The sequence below is a fragment of the Pseudomonas sp. AO-1 genome (genome assembly GCF_019775695.1).
Lineage (GTDB): Bacteria > Pseudomonadota > Gammaproteobacteria > Pseudomonadales > Pseudomonadaceae > Aquipseudomonas > Aquipseudomonas parakoreensis.
The window spans coordinates 2329356-2349917 of record NZ_CP079947.1; the positions used below are offsets into that span (position 1 = coordinate 2329356).

Consider the following 20562-nt stretch of genomic DNA (forward strand, 5'->3'; position numbering starts at 1 on the left):
TGGCACTGTGCCAACTTTCGAATAATCGAATACAAGGCTGTTAGAAAAGGTCGTGGAGCAAGGGGTGAATAAATGATGTTGTGTTTGTTACTGTAGGAGGGGTGGAGGCAGGGAACTTTTATTTACCAGGGAGGTGAAGTCAAACAGAGTGCTCTTGTTGTTTTTGTAATCGCACTGTTTTCTGTTTGTTTTGTTCGCGGAGATCGTGCGTGTTTACGCAACGATTTCCTGGATGAGGCAATAACCGCGGTTTCTTACGGCACGGAATAATCGCTCCCCATTACTGGCGCTTTTGAACTTGTCCTGCAGGCGACTCAGGCACATCTCCAGGCCACGATATTGCTCCGGTTCACGGCCGATGCTGAGGATCAGATCGTCGCGACTGACAACGCGCTCTTCGTGATGGAGCATTTTGCGCACCAGCGCGGTTTCCAGTCCGGTCAGGCTGATTTCGACGCCTTCCTTGATCAGGGCGCCTTGATCATCGTCCAGATGCCAGGTCGTGTTGCCAGTGGCAGCGTCCTCAATGGCGGCAGTGCGATTGTCGCTCTCTGCACTTTGAAACGGCTTCGCCGATTGTGCGGACAGCCATTCCGATTCGAGGGTGGCGAGGATGCGCTGGGTGTCGTGTTCAATCGTGCGGGCCACGTGTTTGCGGGTGCCGCTTGGGTAAGAGAACTCCATCAGCATGGGCGCGGAAGAGGGCGAAGTAGCACCTTCAATAAACATTTGTGCCTGAGACGTGCCAAACGAATTGAAGCGCTCGCTGGACAGAATGCTCTCAAGTTCACGCTGCGACGTTGTACTGTGAGTCACGACGACAAAATATTTTCTCGGGAGGGTTGTACTCGTTTCCATGTCTCTCTCCTAAAATGTGCACCAAAATGGGCGAAAAGATAAATCGGCAGGCGAGCAATGACTTCCTCGGAAGTAATCGACAGGCAGGGTCTGGGCTTAAAATGGCCCTCGATAAGTTCCACTCGTTCTGCTGCTATGTTGTGAAGTTTATTGTTATGGTTCGGTGTAGCCGTGCTCATTCAATGGCTTGATTATAATTAGATGTGAAGTACAACTAGAGCGGTATGGTTGCATATGACGATCCTTCGTAATTATGCAAAGAGGATGGCTGCCCGAGAGTCAGGCAGTCGATATCAGACCCCGCATCAGGCGATAGCCGTAGCCGCGGATGCTCTGAATCGCGTTCGTACCATACATGTCCTTGATTTTTCCACGCAAGCGGCTGATGGATTTTTCCAGCGCTCTCGGGTCGTAGAAATGGGTGTTGAGCCCCATGATGCTGGCGATTTCATCATGGCTGAGAATGTGATTGCTGGTCTGCGCAAAGGCTTCCAGGATCTTCATCTCGGCGAACGAGATGTCGAGTTTCTGACGGGGGCTGCCCAGCAGGCAGATACGCGTAGGGTCGAGCGTCAGATTGATATCCCGCTGCCATTCTTCACTGTTGAAGAACTCACCGAGCAACTCGTCGCCCTCGTCGGCAAGGGTATTGAGTTTGATACACGCGTCGGCGCCGGCCAGAAAATACTTGATCTTGTTGAACGCGCCGCGACCGGTAATGACCGCGCAGATGATCGGCTTCAAGTTGTCGCTGCGCAGGTTTTCGATCAGCGCAAGATTGTCTTCCAGCGCTTGCGGAGTGTCGATAACGATGAAGATGGCGCGATACGGACCAGAAAGTTCATTGTTGAAGGAACTAGTGTACGAACCGGCCTCAAGTGCCATATCAGTGTGTACGTGCTTCGCGATCAGCGCCCTGAAATGTTCGGCCACGCCACGGGTACGACCCAGAGTAAGAACACCGGGTACGTCGTTCGTCGGGCGCGGACTTCTAGTCGCCAAGTTCCCTGAGAGCATCATGCATTGACTCGAATTAGGTGCTGACATCGGGATGTTAAAGCACCGGTTCTCATCTGTGACTGACAATTGGTAACATTCACGCGATTTTTAGACGTGGCTCCCGAGTTTTCTAACAATAATTAAGCATTTCAAGCTTTTAGTTGATTTTCTCGGGGCTGTGAACTAGTCGTTACATGGTGGCAATGTGGAATTGTGCCACTATTTTGAATCTATGGCGATGGCTTTATTCATGTCCAATTGCCACTGTTCACGATCTTGAGACAGTGTGAGCTGGTTCACACTTTATTGGCGAATCGAACTTTTTTCTACTATAGGCCTAAATATTTTTCGGGTAGTTCGTAGGCGGACGTTTATTAACATGGCTTGAGTGTGTCTTTTGATAAGACATATTCTCCGTCGCCTGATCAGGCAATGGGTGTCGCGTTATACCGATTGTTTAACTTCAGATACTCAATTCCTGAATACAGTTGACCGGTCGCTCAGCAAGAGCGCTCTGACGGAGGATTAATGGATTTCTGGACCTTTATCCAGGTGTTGATTTTGGGCGCAGTGGAAGGCCTGACCGAGTTCTTGCCGATCTCCAGTACCGGCCACCAGATCATCGTCGCCGACCTGCTGGACTTCGGCGGCGAACGCGCGATGGCGTTCAACATCATCATTCAACTGGGGGCGATCCTGGCCGTGGTCTGGGAGTTTCGTCCGAAGATCTTCGACATCGTCAAAGGCTTGCCCACTCAACGCAATGCGCAACGTTTCACCCTCAACCTGTTGATTGCCTTTCTGCCAGCGGTGGTCCTCGGGGTAATGTTCGCTGACAAAATCCATCAATACCTGTTTAACCCGATCACCGTGGCCATGGCCTTGGTGGTGGGCGGCATCGTCATGTTGTGGGCGGAGCAGCGCAGCCATGTGGTGAGCGTCGATCACGTCGACGACATGCGCTGGTCAGACGCGTTGAAAATCGGTTTCGTGCAATGCCTGGCAATGATTCCCGGCACGTCGCGCTCGGGCTCGACCATCATCGGCGGTTTATTGTTCGGCTTGTCCCGGAAAGCCGCCACAGAGTTCTCGTTCTTCCTCGCCATGCCGACCATGGTCGGCGCCGCGGTGTACTCCGGCTACAAATACCGTGACCTGTTCCAGGCCAGCGACCTCCCAGTGTTCGCTTTGGGTTTCGTCATCGCCTTCATCTTCGCCATGATCGCCGTGCGCGGCCTGCTCAAATTCATCGCCAACCACAGCTACGCCGCGTTCGCCTGGTATCGGATCGCGTTTGGCTTGTTGATTCTGGCGACGTGGGTGTTTGGCTGGGTCAACTGGACGGAAGCAGCGGCGGGGTAATGCGCACGCCAGGCGGATCAACCCGCCTGGCGCGTTTTACGGAGGGAGGGCATCACCGCCCTTGCAGCAACTCGCCAGCCTGATCCAGCAACGCCAGCGGATCCTTGGCCTTGTGAATATCCACCGACAACAACTGGCGGAATTTACGCGCCCCCGGGAACCCGGTGCCCAACCCGAGCACATGCCGGGTGATGTGATGCATCGCACCGCCCGCCTGCAAATGCTCGGCAATATAAGGTCGCAGCTGCGCCAGCGCCTCGGCCCGGCTGATCACCGGCGCGCTGCTGCCGAACAACTGCTGATCGACCTCCGCCAGCAAATACGGATTGTGATAAGCCTCACGCCCAAGCATCACACCGTCAAAGGTCTGCAAATGCTCATGGCAGGCCTCCATCGTCTTGATCCCGCCGTTCAGCACAATCTCCAGCTCCGGAAAATCCGCCTTCAACTGCGCCGCCACGTCATACCGCAACGGCGGAATGTCGCGATTCTCCTTCGGCGACAAGCCCTCCAGAATCGCAATCCGCGCATGCACGGTAAAACTGGTACACCCGGCATCCCGCACCGTCCCGACGAAATCACACAACTCGGCGTAACTGTCTCGCCCATTGATCCCGATCCGATGCTTCACCGTCACCGGAATCGACACCGCATCGCGCATCGCCTTCACGCAATCCGCCACCAACTGCGGATGCCCCATCAGGCACGCACCGATCATATTGTTCTGCACCCGATCACTCGGGCAGCCCACATTCAGGTTCACCTCGTCGTAACCATGCTCCTGGGCCATGCGCGCGCAAGCGGCCAGATCCAGTGGAACACTGCCGCCTAACTGCAGCGCCAGCGGATGCTCGGCTTCGTTGTGACGGAGGAAACGTTCGTGATCGCCGTTGAGGAGAGCGCCGGTGGTGACCATTTCGGTGTAGAGCAGGGCGTTCTTCGACAGGAGGCGTAGGAAGTATCTGCAATGCCTATCAGTCCAATCCATCATCGGGGCGACGGAGAAGCGGCGGGAGAGTGGGGCGGGTGTGGCGGAGATAGGGGACATTGGCGGTTCTGGATTGGGTGGGGCTGGGAGGTGGGGGAGTTTATCAGGAATGGGGGACGGACGGGTTTGGAGTCTGGTGGAGGTCTGTGCTTGAAAAAACTGGATCAGCATCGGGGAATGCTTGGTAGTAAATAAATCTGACCCCTTTTTCCACCCTTTTTTGGGCATTTCGAGGAGCACGGCATTGCTCTCCTCGGGCTGTCCCCGTTATGAAAGATAAACTTAGCGGAGAACTAGTTAGAACTCTAGGTGTTGTCAGCGCTCCAGAAGAACGATTTTATTTGCTTTGAGAACCCAGTCATCCGCCATAGGAAGTGGTGCTTTTTTTTTCAGTATCTGTGGCCATTTGTGCGAGAGATCCGCGTTGATTGCTATGAAATTTCCCATATTTGAAGGTATGTCTTCCTCGGCGTAAATGGCGTCGCTGGGACATACTGGCACACACACACCGCAGTCTATGCACTTTTCGGGATCTATCACCGAGAAATTTGGTCCCTCATGAAAACAATTTACAGGGCAAACTTCGACGCACTCAGTGTATTTGCAGTTTATACAGTTGTCAGTCACTACGTATGTCATGTTGATTCTCCAGGCTTTGTTTGTTTTGCTGCTGTAGTTATATGTTTTGTTGTCGGAGAAGGTAGTTGGCACTATTTTTGTTGAGGTTTGAACTGCCAGAAATGACAGGTTTTTATATTTTTTTGCGATATATACGATTTTTTTGAGTTATTAGGGCGCTATTAAAATCATCACGGAAGTCCGTTTATGAACGGTAAATTTTGGATCAGCGTTGGTACAAACGCTGTTTTTTACGCTTTTCAACGGCCTACTTGCAGAGTGCGAGTCAATCCTTCAAAACTCCAGGCTGAGCGTCACTTGACACTGGATAGGCAACCCGAAGGCAAAAAGACAACGCACTTTCGTTATGGGGATACATAACTTTGTCTATTAGCTGCGCCACTGCCCTACCGAATGTTGCGATCACATGGGACAGTCCGACCCCGGATCAGCAATTCTATGATCTAGTAGGAAGGGCAGGTAGTTTGGTTTCGACACGATCTGTCGACGATATTATGAAATATTCGAAGTAGTGTAGGGCGCGGGCGCTTAATGATAACGGATAGGTTGCTACGGTTGAGTAGATAGGAGATGCAATTGAGTGCCAAGCTCTCGTTCGTGACGGTAGTGGATCGGTAATTTCTATGTTTTCAAAATAAAGTCACTTCATGGTGAGGTTGCGTTTCTAGTCGTGCTGAAGTGCTTTAGCACTTTCTGAAAGCTCTTCATCCAGACCTGTCAACAAATGAACCGGTGCTGACGTTATCAGACTTGCCTGGAACCGCGCTTTGGGACAAAGCTCCCAAATTTTAAACGGTTTAGATGCGTCTTGTTTAAAGTGTGGTTATCTGTACTACCTTAGCCCTACAACGCCTTGCGCCTCCCCCTACACCTAAGACAGAATTCGCCGGCTTGTACGTCTAGACCTTGGGTTCTATCGTTCTCGGGTCACTGAAAACCAGTGACCGGGTTTGGTAGCCCGCGTGTTAGATGTACAGCGTCACCATCACCGATCGTGCTGTCGATCGGGGTCTATGGTGGTCATGTACAGGGCGTCTTCGGGCGCGCCGGCTCCTAACACCCGGTCTACCAACCTGTTCATGGCCGCCACCCTTCGTTTGGTAGCGAAAGGGTGAAGCCCTCACTAAAAGTGTTAGGAGTTTCATCCATGTTCAAACCAACACCCAACCCACCCGAATCCAACCCCGCATCCCCCTACGAATCCCTCGATTCCCGCAAACTCCACGACGCCGCCGAGCGCGCCCTCGATCACTACCTCACCCCGGCCAGCCAGATCATGGCCAGCGGCGATCAATCCAAACCGATGTTCCTCGCCAACCCGGCCTACGACACTGAATCCCTGCTCGCCAACGCCAGTGAATCCCTGGGTTCCGCCACCACCATGCTCAACGATTTCGCCGCGTTGCTGGATGTCTCGCACCGCAAGACGCTGCTGGGCATTGCGCAGGTGGTGATGTTGGGGGAGTTGGCGGTGAATCAGGCGTTGGATAACGTCGAGCTCAAAGCGTAGATCGCTGCCCTCCGTGGCGAGCGGCGGGGTCGCGGAGGGCGCTCAGTCGATGCGCAAAACAACCGCCGAAAATGGCGGGTTTCAGCCTGTTTCCACAGCAATAGCGATGTGCCACAAAAAATGATGGCAATGCGTCATCACTGGCTCAAAAAAGTTCAACGCTTATACAAAAATATAAAGTTGTACAACATTTCCCAAAGTTTATAGCATCCGTTCCCAACACCTTTGCTGAAACGATAAATCCAGCGCGAACCCTGGATTTGTCCGCTGGTGCGTGCGCCGGCGGTACGGTTTTTCGCGTCAGTCTGTTGCAGCCGGGACAGTTGGAGCTGTCCGCCATTTGCTCAGGATGACGCCCCCGAATATGAGCGGCAATTGCGGTTGCCTGAGATCAATTTTTTGTGCCTGACGTTGAATCGCGTCAGGGCGTTAGAGGCTGAACATGGCAGAAGCATCGAGTTTCCTGGGCAACATCAAGGTTTCCCGAAAGTTGGGGGCCGGGTTTGGCGTTCTTTTGCTGGCGGTGGGGGCGGTGGCTTTCATTGGCTATAGCAGCAGCAATGTGCTGGTGGATCGCCTGGACACCACGCGTCTGATCGGCACGCTCAACGATGCGTCGCAGGACATGCGGTTGTCGGAGAAGCAGTACGAGGCGGCGGCGGACGCGGCGTTTGCCGAGGCTTATCAGTCGCGGCTGACGGTGTTGCAAGGGCTGATCGCCAAGGCCTTGCAGACCCTGACGCGGGCGGAAAACCAGCAGGCCTTGAAGCGTTTGCAGGACACCACGCTGGCTTACGATCAGCAGGTCAAGCGCCTGGTCGAGGCGGACAAGGCGACCAGCGAAGCGCTGAAACCGTTGGGAGCGATGTCGGACAAGTACGCCGAGACCTTCAACAGGCTGTTCGAGAGCGCCACGGCCAGTGCGTTGGCGTCAGCCGATAGTGCGCGGGTGGCGGACTTGCGCACGGTGGCGGATCTGCGCAATGGCATGACGCTGTTTCGGCTGATGCTGCGGCGTTATATCGCGGTGCCGAGCGAGGCCAACAAGAAGGTGCTGCTGGACACCACCGATACGTTTCTGACGGACATGGGCAAGGCGCGCAGCGGGTTGCCGGCGGCCCTGTCGAGTCAGCTTGAAGAGGCGCAGGCCGGGATCCGGCGTTATCGCGAGGTGCTGCTGGAGGTTGCCGCGCTGTTCGAGCAGAAGCAGAGCTTGCGCCAGCAGGTGGATCAACAAAGCCAGGCGATGGACAGCATCATGACCGGCCTGATGGACACCCAGCAGCGTCTGGCGCGCGTCGATCAACATCGTGCGTTTATCCAGATTGCCGTGCTGACGGTGCTGGCGCTGGTGGTCGGTCTGTTGGCTGCGGTGCTGATCTCGCGGCAGATCACCGGGCCGTTGGCGCTGACGGTGGAGCTGGCGCGGCGGATTGCCAAGGGCGATCTGACGGTGCAAGCCAAATCCAGCCGCAAGGATGAGTTGGGCGATCTGCAAAACGCGATGCAGGACATGGCGCAAAGTCTGAACACGCTGGTGCAGGGGATCGGTAACGGCGTGACCCATATTTCGACGTCGGCCGAGAAGCTTTCGGCGATGAGTGAGCAGACCAGCGCCGGTGTGCGCCAGCAGAAAGTCGAGGTGGATCAGGTCGCCACGGCGATGCACGAAATGGCCTCGACGGTGCAGGAGGTCGCGCGCAACACCACCGACGCATCCGCCGCCGCGACCCTGGCCGATCAGCAGGCGCGTCACGGCAGTGCGGTGGTCAAGCAGGCGACTGTGCAGATCAGCGAGCTGTCGGTGGCGATCGAGGACCTGGGCGCGGCGATGAACGTGCTGTCCCAGGACAGTGAGCAGATCGGCAAGGTCATCGATGTGATCAAGGCTGTCGCCGAGCAGACCAACCTGTTGGCGCTGAACGCGGCGATTGAAGCGGCGCGGGCGGGGGAGCAGGGCCGTGGTTTCGCGGTGGTTGCCGATGAAGTGCGCTCGCTGGCGCAGCGCACCCAGGATTCGACCAAGGAAATCGAAGCGCTGATTGTCACCTTGCAGCAGGGCACGCAAGCGGCCTCTACACTGATGACATCCAGCCGCGAACGCACGCTGGATACCGTGGTGCTGGCGCAGAAGGCCGAACAGGCAATCACCGAGATCAACCAGTCGATCGGCACGATCCAGCAAATGAGCCTGCAGATTTCCGCCGCCGCCGAGCAGCAAAGTGCGGTGGCCGATGAGATCAATCGCAGCATCGTCAGTGTGCGCGATGTGGCTGATCAGTCGGCCGTCGCCAGCGAAGAAAGTGCTTCTGCGACCCTTGAGCTGGCGTCGTTGGGGCAGGACCTGCAACGCATGACGGCGCATTTCCGCACCTGATGGCATTTCGCAATGAACTTGGCCGGAATTGACCGGTCAGCCTGTATAAGCGGGGGGGCGCCACGCGGCGCCACCCGGTCCGTGCAGTGATTTTTTTCTGGGCCATGGATGGTTGCAACCCGCTCTCAGGGGGCGTCATGACCAAAACTCCAGTTTTCCCCCAGCCCAGCGGGGGGTGCCAAGGCTGCCGGCAAAAAGGCGAGGCCGACATGGCGTTCTCCTTCGCGTTCCAGCCGATTGTCGATGTACGTGATCAATCGACCTTCGCCCACGAGGCGTTGGTCCGTGGCGTGCAGGGCGAAGGGGCGCTGTCGGTGCTGCAGCAGGTCGATGACCAGAACCGCTATCGCTTCGATCAACTGTGCCGTGTGCGGGCAATCTCCACGGCAGCGCAGTTGGGCCTCACCGGTTTTCTCTCGATCAACTTCCTGCCCAACGCGGTTTATCGCCCGGACCTGTGCATTCGCAGCACGCTGGAGGCGGCGCGGGCGCATGCGTTTCCGCTTGAGCGGTTGATCTTCGAAGCGGTCGAGGGCGAGCACGTCGAAAGCAACAAGCACTTGATGAACATCTTGCGCGAGTACCGCGAGTTTGGCTTCAAGACCGCCATCGATGACTTCGGTGCGGGGTATTCCGGGTTGAATCTGCTGGCGGACTTTCAACCGGATCTGATCAAACTGGACATGGCGCTGATACGCGGTATTCACCGCGACCGCGTACGTCAGGCGATTGTGCGGGGCGTGGTGGGCATGTGTACCGAACTGGGGATCGAGGTGATTGCCGAGGGCATCGAGCACCCGGAGGAGCGCGATTTTCTCGCTGATTGCGGGATTTATCTGATGCAGGGATTCTGGTTCGCCAAACCGGCGTTTGAGGCGATGGCGCAGATTCCTGCCGGGGCGTGGCGGGCGGTTTGATGCGAACCTGAACCCGTGCTGTCGATCGGCAAAGTTTCATCTTGCCGGGTGCGGCGAAGGCCTAGGATGCTTGCACAAGATCATCCCAAGGGGAGCCGTACCATGCGCACCAATGTCGTCAAAGTGCTGTTGATCGCTGCAGCTGTCTCGGTATTGAGTGCCTGTTCGGGCGCCGGTGGCTTGACCACCACCAGTTGTTTTTCTGCGGATTGTCAGTCGCCCGAAGGGCGCAGTCATGCCACGACCCTGAAGTTTGGCGGCAACAGCATTGGCAGCAGCTTGAATCAATACAGCTCCGGGATGTTGCATGATGACTGATGGACTTTGTGGCTGAGAATCATTGTGGCGAGGGAGCTTGCTCCCGCTGGGCGTGCGAGGCGGCCCCTCAAAAGAAGGCCTGCTGCGCAGTCCAGCGGGAGCAAGCTCCCTCGCCACAACTGTTTATGTCTGGTGGGTTACTGCGGCACCGCCAGCCACTCACCAATGACCTTCTGATAACTGCCAGTGACTTTGCTCAAATGCAGCCACTGATCGACGTACAGCTTCCAGCTGATGTCATCGCGCGGCAGCAGATACGCCTTCTCGCCATACTGCATGTACTGATGCGGATTCACTGCGCACAACCCCGGTTTGAGTTTCTGCTGATACAGCGCTTCCGAGGCGTCGGTGATCATCACGTCGGCCTTGTTGTCGAGCAGTTGCTGGAAGATCGTCACGTTGTCGTGCAGGGCCAGTTGGGCCTTGGGCAGGAAGGCGTGGACGAAGGCTTCGTTGGTACCGCCGGCCGGTTCCACCAGGCGCACGTCTGGCTGGTTGATCTGCTCGATGGTCTGGTATTTGGCCTGCTCGGCGCAGCGTACCAGCGGGATCTTGCCGTCGCTGTCGAGGGTGTTGCTGAAGAAGGCTTTTTTCTGCCGTTCCAGCGTCACCGAAATCCCGCCCATGCCGATGTCGCACTTGCCGGCCTGCATGTCCGGCATCAGGGTTTTCCAGGTGGTCTGCACCCACTCGACTTTGACCCCGAGGCTGTCGGCCAGCGAGCGCGCCATGGCGATGTCGATGCCTTCAAATTCGCCGTCGGCACGCTTGAAGGTGTAGGGCTTGTAGTCGCCGGTGGTGCAGACGCGCAGTTGGCCTTGTTGCTGAATGCTGTCGAGGTGCGAAGTGGCTTCCTGGGCCTGAACACCCGCGGCCAGGGCCAGCGTGCCGCAAAGGATCATCGTGCTTTTTAGAATAGTCATGAACATCGGGCTTCTGCAGAGGACGGTGAGCCAGTGTAGTGAAAGGCCTTCGCGGGTGTCATCCCGCGTCCGGACTCAACGTGCCGAGCCACGCCACCAGCGCCACGATCAGCAGGGCCATGCCCAGTTCCAGCAGCACACTGCGCCTGAGTGCGTTCGCCGCGATGACGTGCTGTCCATCGCGTAGTGATCGCTCCAGCGCCGGCCCGAGGTGGAAGCGGTTCAGCGCGGCCAATACCAGCATCCCGGCAAACAGCACAACCTTGATCGCCAGCAACACACCGTAAGTGCCGAGCAGCACGTCATCCAGCCTCGGGCCGACGATGAACAGGTAATTCACCACGCCGCTCACCGACAGCGTCAGCACAATCGTCGCGCCGACCCATTCGAAGCGTTTCACTGCCTCAGCCAGCAGGCGAATCCGCGCTTCATCCACACGACCCCGCGCCAGCAACACCAGCGCCAGCATTCCCCCCAACCACGCACCCGCCGCCAGCAGATGCAGGATGTCGCTGAGGAAATGCCAGAACCGCAGCGAGCCCTCGTCCATGGCCCCGTGCCCACTCCACGCAAGGGAGCTGAGGACAACCGCGCCGGCCGTCGACGCGAGCCACATCCCCGGCTGAATCAGCACCACGATCAGCGCAATCATGCGCAGCGCCCACGCCAGCCCGACATCCGTTTCCAGCAGCATCATCTGCAGATGCGGCCAGAGTGCGGCGAGTTCGGTTTCGCCACTCATGGCGCTCGTCATCAGCACCAGTCCAGCCACTGACAGCAGTGCCCCGATCAATGCCAATCCACGCAGCATCGGGCCAGACCGCAGGTCGGCGTCAGCGCTGTACAGCGTAAACAACCCCACCCCGAACAACAGCAGCAAATCCACATACAACGCCAGGCGCAGAATGATGTTGATCAGTTCAGCCATCGCTCACTTCACTTTGAACGTGACGTTGCCGGTGATCGGGTGCGTGTCGGACGACACCGCGCGCCACTCGACCTGGTAGGTGCCGGCGGGCAACGGCACGAGCGGGGTGACGAGCATGGATTTCGGGTCGCTGCCAGCGCTGACTCTGGCCTTCATCGGCATCGGTGAATGGGCCATGCCGGGCATCTCGGTCATCACCAGTTTGGCGCCGGAGAACCGGGCCAACAGGTTTTCTGAAAAGTGCAGCTCGATCTTGTCCGGCGCTGCGCCGTCAGCACCTTCGGCCGGGGTTGATGACAGCAGTTTCGGGTGGGCCTGGGCGAGGGTGCTCAAGAGCAATCCGCTGGCGAGTGCCAAGGTGATATTCAATGTGCGCATGCAAGACTCCGGGTTGTTTTTTAATGGGATTCAAAACCACAGCCGCACACCGAGTACGAGGCGTGCTTCGCTGCGACTTTCGCCTTCTTCGCGGGCGTAATCGGCGGTGTTGCCGTAGGTGCGGTTCCACGTCACGCCGAGGTACGGCGCGAATTCGCGGCGGATTTCATAGCGCAGGCGCAGGCCGGCTTCGGTGTTCGACAGGCCGGAACCAAGGCCTCGTTGCGGGTCGTTTTTGCCGTAGACGTTGAGTTCGGCGGTGGGCTGCAGGATCAGCCGGTTAGTCAGCAGAATGTCGTAGTCGCCTTCCAGCCGCAGCGCGCTTTGTCCGCCCTCACCGAGAAACGCCGTGGCCTCGGCTTCGAAGTTGTACAGCGCCATGCCCTGCAGACCGAAAGCGGCCCAGGTTTGTGCGGCGCCGGGATTGAAGTCCTGACGCACGCCGCTGACCACGTCCCACCACGGCGAAATCGCATGACCCCACAATGCCTGGAGCTCGGCGTCCTCGGTCTTGCCGTTGCTGCGTTCGCCTTCGGAGCGCAGCCACAGGCGATCGATGTCGCCGCCGATCCAGCCGGACAGATCCCAGGCCAAAGCGCTGCCGTCATCGGCGTTTTGCCACTCAAGTTTGTCGGCGAGGAAGTAGCTGTTGATCGCGCTGTCATGCACCTGATGGCCGCCGGGGCTGGCGAACACGGCGGCGCGGTCGGCGTCGGTCAGCACCGGGATCGGCGTGCGGCTTTCAGTGGGTGCGGCAGGCTGCATCATGCCGTCGTCCATGCTTTGCATCGAGTGATCCATGCCGGGCATCTGGCTGTGATCCATGCCTTGCATGTCGTTGGCGGCCATGACGGAGGTGCCGATGAACAACACGGAGAACGCTGCAAATCGAGTCATCATCAGCCCCTTCATTCTTCCACCCGCACTTCGCGGAACATGCCCGTTTCCATGTGATAAAGCAGATGGCAGTGATAGGCCCAGCGACCCAATGCATCGGCCGTGACCCGATAGCTGCGACGGGTGCCGGGAGGCATGTCGATGGTGTGTTTGCGCACCTGGAAGTTGCCGTTTTCGTCTTCCAGATCGCTCCACAAACCGTGCAGATGGATGGGGTGGGTCATCATCGTGTCGTTGACCAGCATCAGACGGATGCGCTCGCCGTACTTGAGGCGCAGCGGTTCGGCATCGGAGAACTTGATGCCGTTGAATGACCAGGCGAACTTCTCCATGTGCCCGGTCAGGTGCAGCTCGATCGTGCGCCCGGGATCGCGGCCGTCCGGGTCGTCGAAGGTGCTGCGCAGGTCGGCGTAAGTCAGCACGCGACGGCCGTTGTTGCGCAGCCCGAGGCCGGGGTCGTCGAGTTTCGGTGTGGGGGTCATGGCTTGCATGTCCACTAGCGGATTGTCTTTTTCGCTGGCGGGGTGCGATTGCATCGGGCCCATCGCCGAGTGGTCCATGCCCACCATGTCGCTCATGTCCATCGAGCCGTGGTCCATGCCACCCATGCCCATGTCGTCCATGGTCACCAATGGGCGCGAGTCCAGCGCTGGCACCGGGGCCGTCAGACCGGCGCGGGACGCGAGGGTGGCGCGGGCGTAACCGCTGCGGTCCATGGCCTGGGCGAACAGGGTATAAGCGTCGGCGGCGGGCTCGACGATCACGTCGTAGGTTTCCGCCACCGCGATGCGCAGTTCATCGACGCTGACCGGTTTGACGTGCAAACCGTCCGCCGCCACCACGGTCATTTTCAGCCCCGGAATGCGCACGTCGAAGTAAGTCATGGCCGAGCCGTTGATCAGGCGCAGGCGCAGTTTTTCGCCGGGGCGAAACAGTCCGGTCCAATTCGAGTCAGGAGCGTGGCCGTTGATCAGGAAGGTGTAGGTGGCGCCACTGACGTCGGCGATGTCGGTGGGGTTCATCTTCATTTGCGCCCACATCGTGCGGTCGGCGACGGTGGCACTCCAGCCTTTGTCGCTGACGTCGTCGATAAAATCGCCGACGGTGCGCTTGTGGTAGTTGTAATAGTCGGACTGTTTTTTCAGGGTCTTCATCAGGCTGGCCGGGTCCTCGTCGGTCCAGTCGCTGAGCATCACCACGTAGTCGCGGTCGTAGTGGAACGGCTCCGGTTCTTTCGCATCGATCACCAACGGCCCGTAGACCCCGGCCTGTTCCTGCAAGCCGGAGTGGCTGTGATACCAGTAAGTGCCGTGCTGCCGCACCTTGAACTGGTAGACATACACGCCGCCCGGTTCGATGCCGTGAAAACTCAGACCCGGCACGCCGTCCATGTTGGCCGGCAGCAGGATGCCGTGCCAGTGAATCGAAGTGCTGTCCTTGAGCCGATTACGCACCCGCAGCGTCACCGTGTCGCCTTCGCGCCAGCGCAGAAGCGGACCGGGCAGGTTGCCATTGATGGTCAGCGCAGTGCGCGGGCTGCCGGTGAAGTTGACCGGGGTTTCGCCGATGAACAGCTCGAACTCGCTGCCGCTCAGCTCATTGATCTGCCCTGGCCCGCTCAGCGCCCAGACCGGCGCGCGCCACAGACCGAGGCCGCCGAGCAGGCCACTGGCGGCCAGGCCTTTGACGAAGGTGCGTCTTGAAGTGTTGGAAGGCATGCGCTGGAAGTCCCCGTTTGAAACATGACGGGGAGGCTAACCAGCGCTGGCTTTCAGTTGGCTGAGGGCGGGATTACAGTTTTGACAGTTTGCCCGTTCCTGTTACAGGCCCAGACCTTCCTGCACCACCTGCAACAGATTGTTCTCGGTCAGCGCAATCGCATCCAGCTCCTGCCCGGTTTCCACCGTCTGCAACCACCAATGGCTTTCATGATGTTCATCGACGGTGCGCAGCAGGTAGGTGTTGCGATCCGGCAGGGTGATCTGCACGCGACCGGCGCCGTCTTCGGTAAACCGGGCGATGGGATCAAATGTCAGGGTTTGCTGGTTGGCTTCGATCACCAGTTGGTCGATCGCGTAATCGTGGCTTTCGCCATCGGGTGAGCTCTCGCAAACGTGGGTTGGATTGCGCCGGATTTTCAGGCCGACTTCGGTGACGGGCTGCAGCCAGACCTCAATGCGGTGGTACAGATCGTAGACCTGCGCCGGCCAGCAATCGATCTCCAGCGCGGCATCCGCGTGGGTGTGCCGGGTTTGCTTGAGTTTGGCGGCCAGTTCGTCTGCTTTACTCATTTCGGATCCCTTGGTTTGATGTCTGCCTGTTAATCGTAGACCTTTCAACGGGGTGTGGTGTTGCCTTGCGTCATGAAGGTACCGCCAAAATCGCAAGGAGACAGTCTGGAACTCAGCCGTACATTCTGGACTGCGTTGGGATGAATGACCTTCTCTGGGAGGCGCTGTTTTAGGGAAATGGATAGACCGAAACATTAGTTTCGGCCTGTCTTTTTTTGACCTCGGCTTATTAAGAATTACGAGAAGCGCGTAAGTAGTCTATGTATTCGGATCTTGAATCGTTAATGATTTTCACGAACGTTTCGCTATGAAGATTATTGTGCGTGAACACTCTGCTGAGATAGGTCTTTATCGACATTTTGTGTTTGTAATGATTGTAGCCATTAAGTATGTTGTCCAGTGTGAACTCATAGTCGCAGGAAATGATTTTTAAAAGGACTTCATATGCTTCGATGTTCATCGAGAAAAGTGACGAACTGATGTCTTCGCCGGCTGGGTCAGTGAAGACAATGTTTTCAAGTATAAGCGGGAAGTCATTCATTGTGACCGCAAGGAACTGATAGTATTGGCTGTCAGTCAGATCCGGGTGAACTTTACGCTGAACTATTTCCCCTATGCAAGTGCGAGCTTGAATGAGGGGGCGCGCTTTGGTTTTCTCGAAAGAGTTGTCGACCGCTTGATCATCGCGCTCGGTTGAAAATACCCGGTCGAGAACCCGTGCTGACTTTATTTCGATCACGGTTACTGAGTTGTTTTCCGGGCAGGAAATCATCAAGTCAGGAGACTTGCGTTGGGGTTTGCCGAAAGGAAATTCGGGGATGATTTTGTATTGGTCTTTCTTTTCTGAAAACGCCGTGTTGGAGAGATTGACGGCATACGTTTCGAAGGCGCCTCCAAAATCATCCATGAATGGTGACTTTCCAATATAAAGATCTTTGATCTTGTAATACAGATTGTTGAATAGTAGATCTTCAACAAGCTTGCCTTCGATAGGGAGGTATCGAGTTTCGCTCAGTTTTATAAAAGGACGGTTTCGGAAAAGTGTAAAGTTGTTTGGTTCGTCTAACGTGCTTTTTGCAAATGACTGGCTTTCTTCAAGGGGGCTGGAAATGAGGCTCAGCACTTCGGTGAGCGTTTTGCGATTAACCGGAGCGCTTGTGCAAATTTGGTCAATGTCGAGGATCCATTGATCGAGCTGGGTGGGGTTGAGATAATCGATGTCGTCCTTCAAATGGTAGATGTTGACAATTAAATAAACAATATTCAAATAGTCGACAAGCTTTATATTGTAGTGGCTTTCAAAGTCGGAGATGTAAGGGGCGAGGGTTTCGTTTTCCAGGAAGATTTTTTTTGCTCGAATAAACTGAAATTCCCAGCTGTCCCTGGAAAAAGCGGTTGTCGTAGTCAAAAAATACTGTTGCGGGTGTTGTTGTTCGCCATCGGAGTCGTTTAGTTTGCAAAAGGTGCGATGTAATGTCGCTAAGCTATCCTGCAATGATTGTTGCGATGGCTTCCGATTTAAATGGGAAAGATAGTGTTTCCAGCAAGTCCAGATCTGTAATCTGCCATAAGGGGTATGTTGTTCAAGCAGTTGCTTTTGAGATTTGTTATTTGCGAGCCTGGAAACGGACCATTCTTTAAAGACTTTCGCTTGATGATGCTTGAATGAAAGAGAAGAAAGCAATGTCAGGGAGTTTTCATCTGCTTTGTTAACGAGGATCTCTTCGATGCTTTCTTGTGTTTTGTAAAAGTCCTTGTGCATTAACAAGTACTCGGCATTCGCCATGTTTTTAAAGTCCATTGGTTTGGCTGTCCTTGTGTTTGAATGATCAGGGCGCGTGATGTGCGTACTAAGTCGTAAAGGGAATGGTTTCTTAAATCAATGGGTTGTTGCTTAGATAGCGGGTTACGAAAAACATCAACACCGCACCGGTAACCATAAAGACTGGAGTGCTCAGCTTTGGTGCGTCTTTTTTGCCCTGGGCATGTTCTATTGCGTGCTTGAGATATTTGTAGGCTTTAAAGGCGGAGAGCATGGCTATCAACGCCGCTGCGATCTTTATAAAAATCGGCTGTTCTCTCAAGTAGATCAGATAACCACTTGCGAATAGAGTAAAAGCGATGCCTGCGATTCCCGTTGCAGCAAGAATTCTTATAAAGAATTTTTTCATTGTTTACAGCTCCTTGGCGATTTTGCCTCTGGCCCCATCAGATTTTTACTTCGGATCCAATTTGTCCGCACTTTTTAGAGGTGTGACGGAGTGATGTCAAGGTGATATCTCTTTTTCCACGGATTGCCCGGCGCTTTTCACGCCAATTCCAACCGACTGTTCTCGTCACAGGGTTGAAATTTCTTTATGAAAAGATGTTTCCGGCTGTTCAAATCAGCCGTAACTGGAACAGGTAATCAAACGCAAGGAGCGGGTACATGAAAAAGCTGTTTACAATTCTGGCGCTGATCGCGCTGACGGCCGGTAGCATCGGCCTGAGTTCGGCGCGTCAGTCGCACGCCAGCAAGGTGCAAACGGAAGCGGTGGCGGGGCAGTTCGATTACTACCTGCTGACGCTGTCCTGGTCGCCGACCTTTTGCCTCACTCACAAAGATGACGTGCAATGTTCCGGCAAGGGTTATGGCTTCGTATTGCACGGTCTGTGGCCGCAATACGCCAATGGCGGCTGGCCGGAATCCTGCCCACCCTTGACCACGCTGTCGGCGGCGGAGACGACCAAAGGTCTGACGCTGTTCCCGACCAAAAAACTGCTTGATCACGAATGGTCCAAGCACGGCACTTGCAGCGGTCTGGGCGCGATGGGCTATCTGGATGAGGCGGACAAAGCAGTGGGCGCGGTGAAGATCCCGCAAGAGCTGCAGCCGTTCAGTTCCTCGTATTATTTCGAAGCCCAGGAAATCGCCGACCTGTTCCGCAAGGCCAACCCGGGGATCCCGGCCAATGGCATCGCGGTGATCTGCAGCGGCCCGGAACTCTCGGAAGTGCGGGTATGCATGGGCAAGGATCTACAGTTTGGCGCGTGCGGCAAAGGCGTGAAGACGCAGTGCCGAGCGGGGGATATTCGGGTGCCGCCGTCGCGTTGATGTGAGTGGTTTGCACGAATGAAAAAGGCGCCTCGATCGGGCGCTTTTTTTGCCTGGAGGTTTGAAGCACCCTGGAAATTCACGCATGCTTGCGCCCCCAAAAGGATGACCCGCAACACTGCAAGGAGCTGTTCATGAGCGGAAAACCCGCCGCCCGCGTCACCGATCCGACCGCCTGCCCACTCCCGGGGCATGGCACCAATCCGATTGCCAGTGGCTCGCCGAACGTAAATTTCGACGGCTTGGCGGCTGCACGAATGACTGATAAATCAGCGTGCGACAGCCCGATTACTGGCGGCGTTTCTTCGACGGTGTTTATCAATGGCTTGAACGCCGCGACCCTGGACAGCACCGGAGGGCACGGCAATGTGGTCATTGGTGGATCCGGCACGGTCATCATTGGTGACACGGTAACAGCGGCACCTTTCAGTGGTTTGCTGCCGATGCCGGTGCATTTCACGGACAAGTTGAAACTGGTCAATGACGTGACCGGTGAGCCCATGATCAATCATCCCTACGTGATTCAGCGCGCAGATGGGCGACTGGAACACGGGGTGTCTGACGCTAATGGGTTCACCCACGAAGTCAGCTCGCACCTGCCTGAAACCATCAAGCTGTTTCTGGAGGAGTGAGGCATGGCGGCTGAAACAGTAACGTGCGCGAAAGGCATTAATTACAAGCTGCACAAGGAACACGCGCTGACGGACAAGAAGGATGTCAGTGACAAGCCTGTGCCGGTGGAGAGTACCAAGGCGATTGTTGTTTTCGTTGGAGGCGCCGGGGATAAGGAACGTTATTATTTTTCGGGGCCTTATGGAAACATCCAAGAGGCACGGAAGGATTTTGATGAGCGCACGACAAGCTTGGCTAAGGAGGGTAAATACAAGTCTGAGTGGCTGGGCTACAACGAAGTCAGAGGAAAACAGGATATTCAGCGTCATGTCCTGAGTCTGATTCCCTACAAGAGCTGTCCTGTCTATATCGTGGGTCATAGCCTCGGCGGTTGGAATGGTGCGCATCTGACAAAGATCATGTCGGAATGGGGTTACCGGATTCAGATGCTGATTACCCTTGATCCCGTGGGTGAAGGGGCCCTGGTCTGGTTGGGTTCTGATATTTATCGCGAGCGTCCTGATCCCATTGCTGCCGATTGGATCAATATCAAAGCAATGCCAACTAAAAGAGATTCGTCAGATGGAGTCGCTGATTTTGGTGAAAAGTGGCTTATCTCATGTGGCCCTTCATTGAACGTCAATGTAGACACTAATCATGCAAATGCATGGGGGTTGTTTACTGCCCGTATCGCAGGGAGCAAATCAGCAGCCGATATGCTTTTTGATTCAATCATGAAGGATTTTCCATGATGTACAGGTTACTACTTTGCGGCTTGCTCGCTTTCTGCTCTGGTTGTGCGAAGGATCACACAAAGCCTCCGGCAAACCTGAGCTTCGAGTCTGTGGAAAGAGAAAAGTCGCTGCTATACGTCATCCGGTATCAGTCGGACGTTGATGTGTTGGATCTTTTTGATCGCGGAGAGCGAGTTGGGGTGATTTCGGGCATGCTTCATTGCGCATTGGCGGATGATCATGATTTCTCAGTAGGCAAAGCCATGCAGTTTTCCGCCACCGGTTTGATACGCTCGGAAAAAAATGAAAACAACAAGGCCAAGTTTTCCTATCTCACTCGCGCATTCTTGAGTGAAACTTCAAGCAACCGGAGTTCTGAAAGAAATCTCTCGGTGGCAGAGCTGAATCAACTCCTCGCCAACAAACAACAAATCCCCTGCAAAGTCGTCGTCACCGCGTATGGCTATAAACCTTACTACTCAAACACCATGAACCTGCCGGTCGCGGATTTGCTGCGGGAAATCAACAAACCCCGATAGCTGCCACTGGTGCCCTGCGCGAATGCCCTGCGCAGATACGCGAGGGCGATCACCTGCAAAACGACCTCTGAAAATAAATCGCGGCGCGGCGTTCATCCAAATCCCTCGCGCGCCGATACAACGGGGCGGGCGTGTGTAGGCGCGGCGGGTTTGCCGTGCGCATCCCGGTGGGCTACGCTCACAAACAGTAAGGGTTTC

21 protein-coding genes are annotated in these 20562 nt (G+C 55.9%); 9 read left to right on the forward strand and 12 right to left on the reverse strand.

All coding sequences use genetic code 11. The annotated features are described in order from the left end of the window. Positions 1 to 213 precede the first annotated feature (213 nt). Positions 214 to 858 (reverse strand): helix-turn-helix domain-containing protein, encoded by a 645-nt coding sequence (locus tag KVQ82_RS10830; RefSeq protein WP_041074648.1) that lies wholly within the window; start codon positions 856 to 858, stop codon positions 214 to 216. Positions 859 to 1137: 279 nt separating this feature from the next. Beyond that, positions 1138 to 1878 carry a winged helix-turn-helix domain-containing protein gene (locus KVQ82_RS10835; RefSeq protein ID WP_222018840.1) on the reverse strand — a complete coding sequence of 247 codons (741 nt, stop codon included), beginning with the start codon at positions 1876 to 1878 and terminating at the stop codon, positions 1138 to 1140. Positions 1879 to 2385: 507 nt separating this feature from the next. Between KVQ82_RS10835 and KVQ82_RS10840 the strand changes: the two genes are divergently transcribed. Beyond that, positions 2386 to 3219, forward strand: coding sequence for an undecaprenyl-diphosphate phosphatase (locus KVQ82_RS10840; protein ID WP_041074644.1), 834 nt, complete (start codon positions 2386 to 2388; stop codon positions 3217 to 3219). 52 nt (positions 3220 to 3271) lie between these two features. Here the strand turns inward: KVQ82_RS10840 and dusA are convergent, their stop codons facing one another. Together dusA and fdxA are read right to left on the reverse strand one after the other, a co-directional pair. Then, positions 3272 to 4267 (reverse strand): tRNA dihydrouridine(20/20a) synthase DusA, encoded by a 996-nt coding sequence (dusA, locus tag KVQ82_RS10845; protein WP_123588481.1) that lies wholly within the window; start codon positions 4265 to 4267, stop codon positions 3272 to 3274. A gap of 255 nt (positions 4268 to 4522) precedes the next feature. Beyond that, positions 4523 to 4846, reverse strand: a complete 324-nt coding sequence (gene fdxA, locus KVQ82_RS10850; RefSeq protein ID WP_108183264.1) for a ferredoxin FdxA — start codon at positions 4844 to 4846, stop codon at positions 4523 to 4525. A 1147-nt stretch (positions 4847 to 5993) separates the two neighbouring features. On the opposite strand from fdxA, the gene KVQ82_RS10855 reads away from it, so the two are divergent. The 4 genes from KVQ82_RS10855 (at position 5994) to KVQ82_RS10870 (ending at position 9968) form a co-directional block, all read left to right on the forward strand. Beyond that, the gene (locus KVQ82_RS10855; protein WP_222018841.1) at positions 5994 to 6356 is read left to right on the forward strand and encodes a DUF6124 family protein; all 363 of its coding nucleotides are present in this window, start codon (positions 5994 to 5996) and stop codon (positions 6354 to 6356) included. Between the two features lie 442 nt (positions 6357 to 6798). Continuing rightward, positions 6799 to 8733 (forward strand): methyl-accepting chemotaxis protein, encoded by a 1935-nt coding sequence (locus KVQ82_RS10860; RefSeq protein ID WP_222018842.1) that lies wholly within the window; start codon positions 6799 to 6801, stop codon positions 8731 to 8733. A gap of 209 nt (positions 8734 to 8942) precedes the next feature. Beyond that, positions 8943 to 9650 carry an EAL domain-containing protein gene (locus KVQ82_RS10865; protein ID WP_230679365.1) on the forward strand — a complete coding sequence of 236 codons (708 nt, stop codon included), beginning with the start codon at positions 8943 to 8945 and terminating at the stop codon, positions 9648 to 9650. A 102-nt stretch (positions 9651 to 9752) separates the two neighbouring features. Then, positions 9753 to 9968, forward strand: a complete 216-nt coding sequence (locus KVQ82_RS10870; RefSeq protein ID WP_222018844.1) for a hypothetical protein — start codon at positions 9753 to 9755, stop codon at positions 9966 to 9968. Between the two features lie 137 nt (positions 9969 to 10105). Here KVQ82_RS10870 and KVQ82_RS10875 read toward each other — a convergent pair whose 3' ends face one another. The 8 genes from KVQ82_RS10875 to KVQ82_RS10910 all read right to left on the reverse strand — a co-directional run bounded on the left by KVQ82_RS10875 (position 10106) and on the right by KVQ82_RS10910 (position 17556). Further along, positions 10106 to 10891 carry a transporter substrate-binding domain-containing protein gene (locus KVQ82_RS10875; RefSeq protein WP_041066325.1) on the reverse strand — a complete coding sequence of 262 codons (786 nt, stop codon included), beginning with the start codon at positions 10889 to 10891 and terminating at the stop codon, positions 10106 to 10108. A gap of 58 nt (positions 10892 to 10949) precedes the next feature. Next, positions 10950 to 11819 (reverse strand): copper homeostasis membrane protein CopD, encoded by an 870-nt coding sequence (gene copD, locus KVQ82_RS10880; RefSeq protein ID WP_222018845.1) that lies wholly within the window; start codon positions 11817 to 11819, stop codon positions 10950 to 10952. Between the two features lie 3 nt (positions 11820 to 11822). Then, positions 11823 to 12197 carry a copper homeostasis periplasmic binding protein CopC gene (gene copC, locus KVQ82_RS10885; RefSeq protein ID WP_222018846.1) on the reverse strand — a complete coding sequence of 125 codons (375 nt, stop codon included), beginning with the start codon at positions 12195 to 12197 and terminating at the stop codon, positions 11823 to 11825. Between the two features lie 30 nt (positions 12198 to 12227). After that, positions 12228 to 13094 carry a copper resistance protein B gene (locus KVQ82_RS10890; protein ID WP_222018847.1) on the reverse strand — a complete coding sequence of 289 codons (867 nt, stop codon included), beginning with the start codon at positions 13092 to 13094 and terminating at the stop codon, positions 12228 to 12230. An 11-nt stretch (positions 13095 to 13105) separates the two neighbouring features. Then, a complete protein-coding gene (locus KVQ82_RS10895) occupies positions 13106 to 14812 on the reverse strand; it encodes a copper resistance system multicopper oxidase (protein WP_222018848.1) in 1707 nt (568 codons plus the stop codon). 102 nt (positions 14813 to 14914) lie between these two features. Next, the gene (locus KVQ82_RS10900) at positions 14915 to 15385 is read right to left on the reverse strand and encodes a hypothetical protein (protein WP_041065962.1); all 471 of its coding nucleotides are present in this window, start codon (positions 15383 to 15385) and stop codon (positions 14915 to 14917) included. 229 nt (positions 15386 to 15614) lie between these two features. Further along, positions 15615 to 17171, reverse strand: a complete 1557-nt coding sequence (locus tag KVQ82_RS10905) for a hypothetical protein (RefSeq protein ID WP_222018849.1) — start codon at positions 17169 to 17171, stop codon at positions 15615 to 15617. 88 nt (positions 17172 to 17259) lie between these two features. Then, positions 17260 to 17556 carry a hypothetical protein gene (locus KVQ82_RS10910; RefSeq protein ID WP_086793235.1) on the reverse strand — a complete coding sequence of 99 codons (297 nt, stop codon included), beginning with the start codon at positions 17554 to 17556 and terminating at the stop codon, positions 17260 to 17262. Positions 17557 to 17813: 257 nt separating this feature from the next. Here KVQ82_RS10910 and KVQ82_RS10915 point away from each other — a divergent pair, with 257 nt between their 5' ends. The 4 genes from KVQ82_RS10915 to KVQ82_RS10930 all read left to right on the forward strand — a co-directional run bounded on the left by KVQ82_RS10915 (position 17814) and on the right by KVQ82_RS10930 (position 20364). After that, complete coding sequence (locus KVQ82_RS10915; RefSeq protein ID WP_086793233.1) at positions 17814 to 18479, forward strand: ribonuclease T2; 666 nt, start codon at positions 17814 to 17816, stop codon at positions 18477 to 18479. 134 nt (positions 18480 to 18613) lie between these two features. Next, positions 18614 to 19111: a PAAR domain-containing protein gene (locus tag KVQ82_RS10920; RefSeq protein ID WP_222018850.1), complete on the forward strand. Its 498-nt coding sequence runs from the start codon at positions 18614 to 18616 to the stop codon at positions 19109 to 19111. 3 nt (positions 19112 to 19114) lie between these two features. Further along, the gene (locus KVQ82_RS10925) at positions 19115 to 19843 is read left to right on the forward strand and encodes an alpha/beta hydrolase (RefSeq protein ID WP_086793231.1); all 729 of its coding nucleotides are present in this window, start codon (positions 19115 to 19117) and stop codon (positions 19841 to 19843) included. Then, complete coding sequence (locus KVQ82_RS10930) at positions 19840 to 20364, forward strand: hypothetical protein (RefSeq protein WP_222018851.1); 525 nt, start codon at positions 19840 to 19842, stop codon at positions 20362 to 20364. Before KVQ82_RS10925 ends, KVQ82_RS10930 begins: the two co-directional genes overlap by 4 nt. Positions 20365 to 20562 lie beyond the last annotated feature (198 nt).